The following is a 12,411-nucleotide window of genomic DNA, read 5'->3' as shown; positions in this document are numbered from 1 at the left end:
CTCAACCCTTAAGATGACAATGTTCTGATCAAGTTTTGATAATCTTCTTTTACCTCGTGGCTTTCCTCACGAAGTTCTTTTACTTTACGGCATGCATGTAATACCGTGGTATGGTCTCTCCCCCCAAAGGCATCACCTATTTCTGGCAAACTATGGTTGGTGAGTTCTTTTGACAATGCCATAGCAACTTGTCTAGGTCGCGCAACTGAGCGGCTACGTCGTTTAGACAACAAGTCTGACACGCGAATACGATAGTACTCGGCGACGGTACGTTGAATATTGTCAATTGTCACCAGCTTGTCTTGCAGTGCTAACAAGTCACGTAGCGCCTCTTTAACAAACTCAATCGAGATTGGACGTCCTGTAAAGTTGGCATTTGCGATAACGCGATTTAACGCCCCTTCAAGTTCACGTACATTTGAACGTAACTTTTTCGCGATAAAAAATGCGACTTCATGAGGCAAATTAATATTACTTTGCTGCGCCTTTTTCATCAAAATCGCAACGCGCGTTTCAAGCTCTGGCGGCTCAATCGCAATGGTTAGCCCCCAACCAAAACGAGATTTTAATCTATCCTCCACCCCTTCAATTTCTTTCGGGTAGCGATCAGATGTCAATATGATCTGTTGGTTGCCCTCTAACAGTGCATTAAAGGTATGAAAAAACTCTTCTTGAGAACGCTCTTTATTGGCAAAAAACTGAATGTCATCGATCATCAACGCATCAACGCTACGGTAATATCGCTTAAAATCTTCAATGGCATTGTTTTGCAGCGCTTTTACCATATCTTGCACAAAGCGCTCTGAGTGCATATATACGATTTTTGCATCCGGTTTTTTATCAATGATGCCATTGCCCACAGCATGTAATAAGTGGGTTTTGCCTAAACCAGTACCGCCATATATAAATACGGGATTAAAAGCGGAGCCCGGATTGTCAGCAACTTGTGTTGCTGCAGCCTTTGCTAATTGGTTCGACTTACCTTCGACAAAATTATCAAAGGTATAATTTTCTTTGATATTAGATTTAACGCTAGATTTCGGAGCTGGCTCAACCTTTACATCATTAACAGGCGCTTGCATCTGATTCTTTGATGATGCTTGTGACGAACTAGGCGCGCTGAAATCATCAGCAGGCGCACCTGCGGAAACTTGAGGTTGAACTTGCGCCATCGGCTTACTACCGACATCAAAACGTAATTCAGGCGCTTCATCGCCACAGATTTCGATCAGTAGTTCATTTATTCGATTTAAGTACTTTTCTCGAACCCAATCCAACACAAAACGATTAGGTGCATAGATGGTTAAAGTATCTTCGGTACTTTCTGCTTGTAGTGGCCTAACCCACATATTGAACTGCTGCGATGGCAATTCATCTTGCAAAACATATAAACAACTTTGCCAAACCGACAGATACACATTGCACTCCGAAATATTTATTATTCCCGCACATCATTAAAGCCAGTTTTTTGCGTGCATTCACAAAATAACCAACAGAGTTATTCACAGCTAACTCAAAGATCTACGGAAATGTTTGTATATTATCAATTATTCACAGGTGGAAGCCGGATATTATGAAGGGATCTTATCCACAACATCAATATTGACTTTTAAAAAAATTAAGATCTCACCAAGTAAAAAAGATAAACACATGTTTTAAAAGGAATTTTAATTTTACTTATTTACAAAGATCTTATCAAAAAAAGCACAAGATCTCACCATAAAAATCAGATCAATTTAAGTTTTCCAAAGGTTGTTGCCAATTTTCACCCAAGCTCTGTGGAAAACCTCCTCAAGATCAAACAACTTGATCCACAGCTAAGATCTAGATCTTATATAGATAGATCACAAAAGTTGATCCTTCTATATAAAGCAAAGACAATGGCTTTCTTTTATCTATATATAGAAAGCATAAAATAAATTACCTTATTTAGGTAAATAGAACGCGTTTCTGTCAATTTTGCACCAGTTTGCCTATAAATTAAGCCTTCTATCACAATTATGATTGACTTTCGTGCTCGTCGGCTTTAATATCTCGCGCTCGAAATGGCACCTGTGCCAGGATCGCGACCTGCATAGGATGTTTTAACTTTAACCGATCGGATGGATTAGTTATGAAAAGAACTTTTCAACCAAGCGTACTTAAACGCAAGCGTACTCACGGTTTCCGTGCTCGCATGGCTACTAAAAATGGCCGTAAAGTATTAGCACGTCGTCGTGCTAAAGGCCGTAAAGAGCTTTCTGCTTAATATTAAGTGGAAGGTTTAGGCTTCAGCAGGGAGTTACGTCTGTTAACTCCCTCGCATTACTCCCGCATATTTCAAGAGCCTGCTCGTGCAGCAACCCCTGTTTTTACTCTTTTAGCAAAACCTAATGATGTAGGTCACCCACGTCTTGGATTAACCGTTGCTAAAAAACGTTGTAAAAAAGCCTGTCAACGTAATCGCATTAAGCGTCTTGCCAGAGAAAGCTTCCGTCTAAACCGTCATAAATTAGACAACATCGATATCGTTTTGATGGTCAAAACCGGTGTAGATGAACAAAGTAATGAAGAACTTACAAAGCAACTAAACAAGCTTTGGCGCAAAATCAACGAACGTTGTAAGCCTGGTGCGCCAAAACCAAAACATCATAAAAAACGTCCAACCAATAACAAGTCTAAAAAATAACAGCGCTTTTATACCCCAATAACTGTCCTAACATGGCAATTTTTAGCGAATTAGGGTAAGGTTAGCTCACCTTTTAATCACTGATTTATCGAGTCTACCTCGCGACTATGAAACACGCCTCAAAGACAAAAAGCGAGAGTAAACGATTGGTGGATTATCCGCTTTCGGCAATACGTTTATTTTTGATTTCGCTTATCAAAGCCTATCAAAAATTTATCAGTCCAATGCTTGGACCACATTGCCGATTTAATCCAACATGCTCAAGTTATGCAATTCAGGCAATTAATTTACACGGAATTGCAAAAGGGAGTTGGTTAGCGGTTAAACGCATATTAAAATGTCACCCTTTAAGCGCAGGTGGGGATGACCCCGTCCCTGAGAAATCGAATCAAGATAAACAACACGAGAAATAAGAGCTGTTATGGAATCGCAACGCACGTTTTTATTGATCGGATTGCTTTTAGTTTCTTTTTTGCTATTTAGTGAATGGCAAGAAGAACAAGCTCAAAGCAAAGCCGAGACCAGTGCTGTCACACAAGTGGCCACTTCACCTTCAAATAACGATCAAGCGGATATTCCGACTTCTAACGAAGCGGACGTACCGGTTGCGCACACTCAAGCAATCCGTTCTGTCATTACAGTAACGACGGACGTACTTGATGTTAAAATCGACACAAAAGGTGGTGATATTGTTGAAGCCAAACTACTTCAACATGCTGAAACGCATGGTAGCGATACACCTTACTTACTACTTGGTGAATTTGAAGGGAAGCAATATATTTCACAAAGTGGTCTGATCGGCCTAAATGGTCCAGATGCATCTAGTGAAGGTCGCCCTGTTTATTCAAGCGAGCAAAAGTCATATACCTTATCAGGTGATGAACTGCGTGTACCGCTGACATTTGTTGACAAAAAAGGCGTTCAATTTACAAAAACATTTGTATTCAAAGCAGGTCAATATGACGTTGCGCTAGAATATGATGTGGTCAACGCAACAGAAAACCCTGTTCAAGTTCAACTGTACACACAAATCAAGCGTACAGCACAAGACAAAGACAGCATCATGACTCAAACGTATTTAGGGACAGCATATGGCACACAAGATGAGCCTTATGAAAAGTATTCTTTTGACGAAATGCGCGAAGCAAATCTTAACAAGAATACCCAAGGTGGTTATGTTGCGTTTATCCAACACTATTTTGTAAGTGCATGGGTACCACAAGCAGAGACTAACAATACTATTTACACCTCTCTGAGAAATAACCAAGGTATCATTGGTGCTAAGGGTGAGCCGGTAAATATTCAGGCTAACTCAGACGCCAAGTTATCAGCCATTTACTATATGGGTCCAAAAGATACTGACGCACTAGAAGCACTACATAAAGATTTAGACCTAACAGTGGATTACGGTTGGTTATGGTTTATCTCTCAGCCGCTGTTAGTACTATTGAAATTCTTGTACGGTATTTTAGGCAACTGGGGTCTAGCTATCATAGGTATTACCGTGATCGTGAAAACTCTCCTTTACCCGCTGACAAAAGCACAGTACACATCAATGGCAAAAATGCGTGCATTACAGCCGAAGATGCAACAATTAAAAGAGCGCTACGGTGACGACCGTCAGAAGTTTGGTCAAGCCATGATGGAAATGTACCGCAAAGAAAAAGTGAACCCTATGGGTGGCTGTTTCCCACTGTTACTGCAAATGCCAATTTTCCTAGCGTTATTCTATGTATTCCTAGAGTCGACTGAGCTACGCCACGCGGAGTTTGGTTTGTGGCTTACTGACCTGTCAGCGATGGACCCTTACTATGTATTACCAATTTTATTTGGTGCAAGTATGTTCCTAACGCAAAAACTACAACCGATGACCATCACAGATCCAATGCAGCAGAAAATGATGACATATATGCCAGTCGCATTTTCTATATTCTTCATCTGGTTCCCATCAGGTCTAGTACTTTACTGGTTAGTGTCAAATATCATCTCTATTGCACAAATGCTTATCATCTACCGTGGTATGGAGAAAAAAGGCATCAAAGTACGCGACTAACGCGTAACCGCCTTAAAAAGCGCCCGCTACTGCGGGCGTTTTTGATCTTGTACATACAACTAATTCACTTATCGAAACTCCCCCTTATACCGGTACATCTTGGCATTTAACTGGCTGTTATTTTAGACATATTCGCCACACACCATTTGCAACTCCAGGACAAAAACAAATGATGATTTCAAACCGCATACAGGTAACAGTTCCCTCCGCTAAACACCCAATGCGCACTGGCCCAGCCAAATCAAAATCACGCTCAGCAACAGCGCAAAACAACTGTCAAACACACCTGTACAGCGTTACAACCCCTATGCAATGTCGACAAATGAAATGGTAGCCCTGTTTCAACAGCTTTTATCAGAAGGCAAAATAACGGCCCATGAAGCCGCACTAATGAGCTTTGATATTAAGCACACACAGCTATTTCCTGAAGGAGAGAGACTTCAATACGCCCATTGACCAGATCCAAGTTTGGTCAGATAAATTAGCAGTTGCGCAGCAGTATGATTTACCAACCGAGCAAATTCAGCAAACCAAGCATATACTCGGTGTATTAAAGGGGCTTAGATAACTTTTTAAAATCAAATAAAACATAGACTTGATAAATTTTGATATCGATTTGATGCCCCTTTGATAGGCCTTACAAACACGCCCGTGCACTCTAACTACTCATTCACGACATCATAAGAGCAAGCATATGGAGCAAACGATTTTAGGGGCATTGACCACGTCAAACATCAATGGCTGGCAAATCCCAGTCGTATTTTTTATCGGCCTACTAACCAGTTTAACCCCCTGTGTATACCCTATTTTACCAATTACCGTTGCCACCTTTGCACAGCAGAAGCACCCTCGCATTGCCCCCCTACTGTATTGTATTGGTTTTGCATTCATTTATGCTGGGCTGGGCTTTATTGCAGCCACAACCGGCAGCCTATTTGGTCAGGTAGCAAGTGATCCACTCGTTCTATTAGGGTTTGCCAATGTTTTACTGCTTTTTGCTGCCATTAATAAAGGCTTAGTCACATTACCGACTCAGCGCTTTGCGCTAAAAAATACCAGTGCTGTACCCTTGATCATGGGCATGATCAGCGCATTAGTTGCCGCGCCATGCACCTCACCTATTCTAGGCGCATTACTGATATTTGTTGCTTCCGCACAGCAACCTCTACTCGGTGCCAGTCTGTTATTTAGTTTTGCGCTGGGCATGAGCACATTGCTGCTACTGGCTGGCACCAGTGCAAGACTACTCGCAGCCCTGCCCAAATCTGGGAAGTGGCTGGCTCATATTAATAACCTCACCGCACTCATGCTCTTAATCATGGCGCAATATTTTCTTATTCAGGCTGGTAAAAGCTGGCCATAGTAACCACAAGGAATCTATTATGAAGTCTTTAGCACCTCTATTCATCTTACTCGGTGTACATACCAACATTTACGCAACCACCTACCCGCCTTTGTTAGCGAATACGCTAGACGGACAAACGATTTCAAGTCAAGGTCAGGTGACGTATTTGAAGTTTTGGGCCACTTGGTGTGCATACTGTTTGGAAGAAATGCCATTGCTTGAGCAGAGCTATCAACAAGCCAATGCGGGATATCACGTTATTTCCGTCAATATTGGGTTTAACCAAAGCAAACGCAGCATCACTAATTACCTGAAAAAACATGGCTATCGCTTTCCTACAGTCTTTGACAGCGACGGCAGTATCACACGCCAATATGCAGTATTGGGCACACCGCAACATATTTTATTAGATGAGTCAGGCAATGAGCTTTATCGCAGTGCGCTATTCACTGATGAATTAGCCAGTAAACTGACTGAATTACAAGGAAGAAAATAATGTATATACAAGTAAAACTTGGCCTAGTATTGGCTTTGCTTATGGTAACTTGCAAAGCACATGCAGCCGCCACCGAATATGTATTTATCAACATCTGGGATGAATATTACCAATCCACCCAATTGCCGCAACCACTAGGAAAGCGCATTTTTATCCAGCCAGATATGAATATTGATGAGCCGAGCTTAACGCAGTTTGTCATAGCCAACCCCACATTTCAGGGGATCCGTATCGATCACAACAATCAACTGATGTTTAAATTTCAAGTCCGCAAGACCCCGACAAGGGTTGTTGTAAACGAGGGACGTGTGATCTTACAAGAAGCACTTATCAGCAGTGAACCATCAGAAGTCACTTCAAATACCAAGGTACCGTTACAGACATTATCGGGCAAGAGTCTTTCCAAAGCATTGATACATCAACAGTATCAGGTGCTATTTTTCAGTGACAGCCTCTGTCCATTTCAGCATATTCCCGATTGTGAAAAACGCATTGAGCAAAATAATCAGCTCGCGCAACACAATAAGAATGTGCTTACGGTGATAAAGCCCTTTTATGTAGACAAGCAAAGTGCACGCCATTACCAACAGCGCTTTAGGGTGAAGCATGATATTGTCTTTGATACCCATAATCAGTTATTTGAACAGTATCAAATCAATGAGCTACCCTATTGGATTTTGTTAGACAATAAGGGGAAAATCCTCTATCGAGGGATAAATGTGCCGCGATAAGTCATTAAATTACTCTAAAATCCATTTACTTTGACAATACACACTGTAGGGCGCATCCAACAAATCCAAAATATTTTTATCTGTGTGCCCTATTACACGTGTAAATTCATCCAATTGCTGCAACAAGCCATCGCTGTTTCTGAGTGCACTCAACTTCGCTTTGGTGTGTGCAGCAAGGACATCGTTATTTATCATCTGAGCTGCCGCTGAGGTATAAAACAACATAAGATGCGCCTCAGTATTATTACTGTCTGCGAGGGCTAACGCCAGCTCTGGTTGACCTTGTTTAAGATGTATATACATCTTTGTATACTCAGCGTATATCGCCACATCAGACAATTCAAAGCGTTGATATGCCATTAAAGCCTGTTCAGTCAACGTTTGAGCCGTCTCTAATTCCCCCTGCTTTAAACCAATCCAAGCCAGCATAAGTTGCGTATTTGCACGTGTCAGTGGTGAGATATAGTCAGTCTCAAGTAAATCATGATATTGCCGCTTTGCATTATCTAATGCGTTTTGGTCGTTTTTCGCCAAGCCGATGTCCATCCACGCCATCGCCTTAAGTAATCGAAGTTGCTCAATCGCCGGTAAAAAAGACTCATGTATTTGCACTTGATCCAGATAAGATAAGGCTTTTTCACCCTGATGGAGCTGAATATAATAAAACCCTAAGTAAGTGAGTACTTGCACTTTAAAATATTCATTGCCACTATCAGCAACAATATCCAATGCCTCTAATAAACTCTGTTCCCCTTCATTCACGGGCACTAAATAATTTTGCCCATACGCAAATAAGCTGGTTGCCAATTCTAAGTTTGCTGAGATCTGTCGATAGTAGTCTATGGCCTGACTCAGTACTTTTTTACTTTTTACTAGGTTAAGGTGATTTTTTTCCTGTGGGCCGGCAGCTGGTGGGTTTGCAAGATAAAATGAGCGCTGTGCTTCACTGTAAGCAAAAGAGCGACTACCGATAAGTGCATAAGCAGCATTCATCGCCAAGGTATAGTCTTGCCATTGCAAAGTATGCCAGTAAATATCAGCCTGCAATTGATAAGCATTGGCGATCAATTCTATTTGTTGGCTTTGTTGTGCCGCTCGCAGTCCAAGATCTGCACTATTGAGCGCCGCTTCAAACTCCCCTAGGGCCTTTTCAAATGTCCCTTTATACAGATGATAACGAGCTTGCAGTCCATTAGATGCGTCATTTAATGTGATCTTATCAAAGTGTGCTTTCGCCTGCGTCACATCCCCTTGCTGCCAAGCTACTTGCGCCAACTCCAATTGTGAAGGTAAATGCTCAGGTACACGCACTAAAGCCGCCTCAAAATACGACTTCGCAAGTTCAGGGCCATACTCATTCAGTGCTTGTAAACCACGGTAGTAATCACTGAAGTCTTTTACAGGCACAGCTGTATTATTTTCATGATCGGACGTCACTTCTAACGCCAGTAACACACGTGTGGCAATATCACTGAAGTTATGCCCTAACTGCTCGACAATGACATCTTTTGTTCGCCCATCTAAACTGGCTTGCAGGATAAAACGCTGCTGTCTTGGCTTCAATGTCAGCGCTAATGTATGTGGCTGTTTCTCTGTTGGTAGCTTAAGCAGCTCAGGGGCTTGGTTTTTTGGTTTTAATTGATAGTGATTTTGTAGTTGTGCTTTTAATTCGCTTTCGATGGCGTAACCCCACCACGCGTTGGCCTCAACTCCCGTTTCATTTTGCAAAGGTAAAATTAATAAGGCCGGTTTTTGCTGAATTTGCTCACTGGATGAGAGCGGCCAGATAGCGTGCATTTTGTCCACTGCAAACAACAAGACAGTAGCTAGGCTCACTGCCACGCCTATTTGCTTGGCACGTTTTTTTGCACATTTTGCGACGTGCACCTCACAGATCCACTGATAACCTTGTTGTGGTAGTGTTCGAATATAAATAGGACTTTGCGCATTATCGCCCAATGCTTGGCGTAATTCATTGATACTTTGCGTCAGTGCGGCTTCTCGATATTCACCGTGCTGCCACAGTGCGCTCAATAATGTTTCACGCTTAATGACTTGATTGGGATTCGCTAGAAAGTAAGCCAGTAACTGTAAGACTTTAGGACGAAGAAGCTGCTGCGATTGCCCAGTGTATAAAACCAAGCGCTCAGCATCAAAACGAAATGGACCAAATAACAACACAGCCAGAGTTTCCTTCTCTCTACATCTTGCGTAATTAACTCTATTGATTAACTTCCACTATACCTGAGAAATGCCATTTGCTGTACAATTAAGCTCAGAATACACTCATTTAGCAAGAGCCATCATGATTGCACAAGATACAATAGCAGCTCAGGCAACCGCCCCAGGTCGTGGTGGTGTCGGCATCATCCGAATTTCAGGCACAGGTGCCAAACAAGTTGCTGAAAAAATATTAGGTAAATGCCCAAAAACGCGATACGCCGAATACTTACCTTTTAATACCTTAGCTGGTGAACAGCTTGATCAAGGTATTGCGCTATTTTTCCAAGGTCCAAACTCTTTTACCGGCGAAGATGTATTAGAGCTACAGGGCCACGGCGGACCCGTTGTTATTGACATGCTTTTGAAAGAGATCAGCCAGATTGACGGGGTTAGATTGGCAAAGCCTGGCGAGTTTTCAGAGCGTGCATTCATGAATGATAAGCTCGATCTTACCCAAGCCGAAGCCATTGCAGATCTCATCAATGCAACCAGTGAACAAGCAGCGAAAAGTGCCCTACACTCTTTACAAGGCGACTTTTCAAAGCACATCAATGTGCTGGTGGAGCAAGTGATCCACTTACGTATGTATGTTGAAGCAGCTATTGATTTCCCAGACGAAGAAATCGACTTTTTATCTGATGGCAAAGTCTCTGGTGACTTACAAGCGATCATAGATCAGCTTGCTGAAGTCAGACAACAAGCTAAGCAAGGCAGCATTATGCGTGAAGGGATGCGTGTCGTCATCGCGGGTCGTCCAAACGCAGGAAAATCTTCATTACTCAATGCATTGGCAGGCAGAGAAGCTGCCATTGTCACAGATATTGCGGGCACCACCCGCGATGTACTTCGAGAACACATTCATATCGATGGTATGCCACTACATATTATTGATACGGCTGGCCTGCGTGAGAGCCCTGACAAAGTTGAACAAATCGGTATTGAACGCGCATGGGAAGAGATCAGCGGTGCCGATCATGTCTTATTTATGGTCGATGGTACGGATACGCTAGAAACCGATCCCATCAAGATCTGGCCTGAGTTTATGGAAAAACTGCCAAAAGGTATGGATATCACCGTCATTCGCAACAAAATCGATCTATGCGGTGAGCTACAAGGACTATGTCAGCAAGGCAACTACCCTGTTTTAAGACTCAGTGCACAAGCCAATACCGGCGTAGATATACTCAGGGAGCACTTAAAAGCGTGTATCGGATTTACCGGTGCGAACGAAGGCGGCTTCATGGCTCGCCGCCGCCACCTAGATGCGTTAGAGCGCGCAGCGGAGCATCTCGAGATCGGTCAAACACAACTTGAAATGCATATCGCCGGTGAAATTTTAGCTGAAGAACTGCGTTTGACGCAGCAACATCTAAACGAAATTACCGGAGAATTCACCTCCGATGACTTACTGGGTAAAATATTTAGCTCGTTTTGTATTGGTAAGTAACCCACTAGTCCGATGCGCTACGCATCGGGCTTTTTGCACGCAAAGTATCCGCAACTTCCCCTATGACAGCATTAAAAACGTGTCATCACGAAGCGCTGACATTCAACTAATTCTGAATCTACCCGTGGCCGCACTGTGCGACGAATTTTCTATATTTTTAGCTAAAGAACACGCTCAACAGACGCACATTTCCTCTAGATTTAAACCGTATAGTCACTAAAGTGGATATGACTGTCGATCATCTAAATATAGTAACCTAACATCTATGCAAATTTTACCTTGTACACATTGATAGTATGAAACCCGAGTATTTTAGCTCTATTGCAATCTCTCCTATGTGCAATTTATAAGCTGGTAATGCGCCAAAGTTTGCCTCTACACATATTTTAAGTATCGGACATAATGAAGATAATCATCAAGTCTCCACCTATTTATCTCAGTGAAACAATCGCAAATATACACAAGTAAGGCTGTGAAGATCTGGTAAAACTTGCATGAAAGACTGTGAAAACAAATTTTCTTAGAATATTTCCTTATATAGATCTAATTTTATAGATCTAAAAAACCATGATCACAACTCACCAAAAGATCTTTATCCAATGAGTAATTATCCACATTGTTCGAAAACCCTGAAGTGATATATTAAAACCCACACATCTCCCTATCATGTATCTCCATCAATGCGCATTTCCCCCCTGCTTATCCACAATTAATATAGAACATACTGGCAAGGAATATTTTATTAATCCTATATAAAACAGAATCTTATAAATTTAACTCACAAAAGATTGAAAAAGCAGCTAATTAATTTTATCCCAAGGGTTAAGTAAGGCTTTACTTCTGCTCAATCCAGATTAATATGACCCGCATATAACGTAAAGTAACGAGCACAAATGAGTAATATAGAGATCATCATTGGTAGTCAAATGGGTTCAGCTGAATATGTCGCTGAGCAGCTAGCTGAAGATCTAAACACCAGATCTTTAACATGCAATGTGCATGAGCAACCTGATTTATCGGACTGCCAAAGCAATATATGGTTATTAGTTACTTCTACATATGGTGCAGGTGATTACCCAGAAAACTTATTACCTTTTATCTCGCAGCTTAATGAACAAAGCGATCTTAGCCATATTCGCTTTGCTGTGATTGGGATCGGGGACTCAAGTTATGATACGTATAACCATGCCGCGATTAATGGCGAACAGCTATTAATCGAAAAAGGCGCACAAATACTTTTGCCAACGTTAAAAATAGACGTGTTAGATGAAGCGTTACCTGAAGATACGGCATTAGAGTGGTTGCCGCAATTAAGTGCAGCAATAGCAAATCACTGATAACGATCAGTTTTTCATAAGATATCCACATTTTTTGTTATTTTAAATTCCAGATGTGGATAACCTTTGATCTAACTGCTGATCTAACATAAGTTATCCATTGGATAAATC

General features: G+C 41.8%; 12 protein-coding genes. 10 read left to right on the top strand and 2 right to left on the bottom strand.

What is annotated here, in order from left to right; translation table 11 throughout:
• Positions 1–8: 8 nt before the first annotated feature.
• On the bottom strand, positions 9–1,418 hold the full coding sequence (dnaA, locus tag N473_RS18360; RefSeq protein ID WP_063369176.1) for a chromosomal replication initiator protein DnaA: 1,410 nt from the start codon (positions 1,416–1,418) through the stop codon (positions 9–11).
• Positions 1,419–2,113: 695 nt separating this feature from the next.
• Here dnaA and rpmH point away from each other — a divergent pair.
• The 8 genes from rpmH (at position 2,114) to N473_RS18330 (ending at position 7,293) form a co-directional block, all read left to right on the top strand.
• A complete protein-coding gene (gene rpmH, locus N473_RS18355; RefSeq protein ID WP_005492430.1) occupies positions 2,114–2,248 on the top strand; it encodes a 50S ribosomal protein L34 in 135 nt (44 codons plus the stop codon).
• A gap of 6 nt (positions 2,249–2,254) precedes the next feature.
• Positions 2,255–2,668: a ribonuclease P protein component gene (gene rnpA / locus N473_RS18350; protein WP_063369175.1), complete on the top strand. Its 414-nt coding sequence runs from the start codon at positions 2,255–2,257 to the stop codon at positions 2,666–2,668.
• 107 nt (positions 2,669–2,775) lie between these two features.
• A complete protein-coding gene (gene yidD / locus N473_RS25995) occupies positions 2,776–3,081 on the top strand; it encodes a membrane protein insertion efficiency factor YidD (RefSeq protein ID WP_081221257.1) in 306 nt (101 codons plus the stop codon).
• A gap of 8 nt (positions 3,082–3,089) precedes the next feature.
• The gene (yidC, locus tag N473_RS18345; RefSeq protein WP_063369174.1) at positions 3,090–4,721 is read left to right on the top strand and encodes a membrane protein insertase YidC; all 1,632 of its coding nucleotides are present in this window, start codon (positions 3,090–3,092) and stop codon (positions 4,719–4,721) included.
• Between the two features lie 397 nt (positions 4,722–5,118).
• On the top strand, positions 5,119–5,289 hold the full coding sequence (locus tag N473_RS26340) for a hypothetical protein (protein ID WP_155735659.1): 171 nt from the start codon (positions 5,119–5,121) through the stop codon (positions 5,287–5,289).
• A gap of 126 nt (positions 5,290–5,415) precedes the next feature.
• Positions 5,416–6,084: a cytochrome c biogenesis protein CcdA gene (locus N473_RS18340; RefSeq protein WP_063369173.1), complete on the top strand. Its 669-nt coding sequence runs from the start codon at positions 5,416–5,418 to the stop codon at positions 6,082–6,084.
• Between the two features lie 19 nt (positions 6,085–6,103).
• A complete protein-coding gene (locus N473_RS18335) occupies positions 6,104–6,562 on the top strand; it encodes a TlpA family protein disulfide reductase (protein WP_063369172.1) in 459 nt (152 codons plus the stop codon).
• On the top strand, positions 6,562–7,293 hold the full coding sequence (locus N473_RS18330) for a TlpA family protein disulfide reductase (RefSeq protein ID WP_063369171.1): 732 nt from the start codon (positions 6,562–6,564) through the stop codon (positions 7,291–7,293). Before N473_RS18335 ends, N473_RS18330 begins: the two co-directional genes overlap by 1 nt.
• A 9-nt stretch (positions 7,294–7,302) precedes the next feature.
• Here N473_RS18330 and N473_RS18325 read toward each other — a convergent pair whose 3' ends face one another.
• Positions 7,303–9,474 carry a winged helix-turn-helix domain-containing protein gene (locus N473_RS18325; protein ID WP_063369170.1) on the bottom strand — a complete coding sequence of 724 codons (2,172 nt, stop codon included), beginning with the start codon at positions 9,472–9,474 and terminating at the stop codon, positions 7,303–7,305.
• Positions 9,475–9,598: 124 nt separating this feature from the next.
• On the opposite strand from N473_RS18325, the gene mnmE reads away from it, so the two are divergent.
• Both mnmE and mioC read left to right on the top strand, forming a co-directional pair.
• Positions 9,599–10,963: a tRNA uridine-5-carboxymethylaminomethyl(34) synthesis GTPase MnmE gene (gene mnmE, locus N473_RS18320; protein WP_063369197.1), complete on the top strand. Its 1,365-nt coding sequence runs from the start codon at positions 9,599–9,601 to the stop codon at positions 10,961–10,963.
• An 893-nt stretch (positions 10,964–11,856) separates the two neighbouring features.
• Positions 11,857–12,300 carry an FMN-binding protein MioC gene (gene mioC / locus N473_RS18315; RefSeq protein WP_063369169.1) on the top strand — a complete coding sequence of 148 codons (444 nt, stop codon included), beginning with the start codon at positions 11,857–11,859 and terminating at the stop codon, positions 12,298–12,300.
• Positions 12,301–12,411 lie beyond the last annotated feature (111 nt).

Origin of the sequence: Pseudoalteromonas luteoviolacea CPMOR-1, assembly GCF_001625685.1 — a bacterium.
In the GTDB taxonomy this organism is placed as follows: Bacteria; Pseudomonadota; Gammaproteobacteria; order Enterobacterales; family Alteromonadaceae; genus Pseudoalteromonas; species Pseudoalteromonas luteoviolacea_K.
This window is presented reverse-complemented; position numbering and strand designations above follow the sequence as displayed.

Excerpts from the sequence above, each read along its gene's own strand:
- rpmH (WP_005492430.1), top strand. The coding sequence starts at position 2,114 with ATGAAAAGAACTTTTCAACCAAGCGTACTTAAACGCAAGCGTACTCAC.
- yidD (WP_081221257.1), top strand. The coding sequence starts at position 2,776 with ATGAAACACGCCTCAAAGACAAAAAGCGAGAGTAAACGATTGGTGGAT.
- yidC (WP_063369174.1), top strand. The coding sequence starts at position 3,090 with ATGGAATCGCAACGCACGTTTTTATTGATCGGATTGCTTTTAGTTTCT.
- N473_RS18340 (WP_063369173.1), top strand. The coding sequence starts at position 5,416 with ATGGAGCAAACGATTTTAGGGGCATTGACCACGTCAAACATCAATGGC.
- N473_RS18335 (WP_063369172.1), top strand. The coding sequence starts at position 6,104 with ATGAAGTCTTTAGCACCTCTATTCATCTTACTCGGTGTACATACCAAC.
- N473_RS18330 (WP_063369171.1), top strand. The coding sequence starts at position 6,562 with ATGTATATACAAGTAAAACTTGGCCTAGTATTGGCTTTGCTTATGGTA.
- mnmE (WP_063369197.1), top strand. The coding sequence starts at position 9,599 with ATGATTGCACAAGATACAATAGCAGCTCAGGCAACCGCCCCAGGTCGT.
- mioC (WP_063369169.1), top strand. The coding sequence starts at position 11,857 with ATGAGTAATATAGAGATCATCATTGGTAGTCAAATGGGTTCAGCTGAA.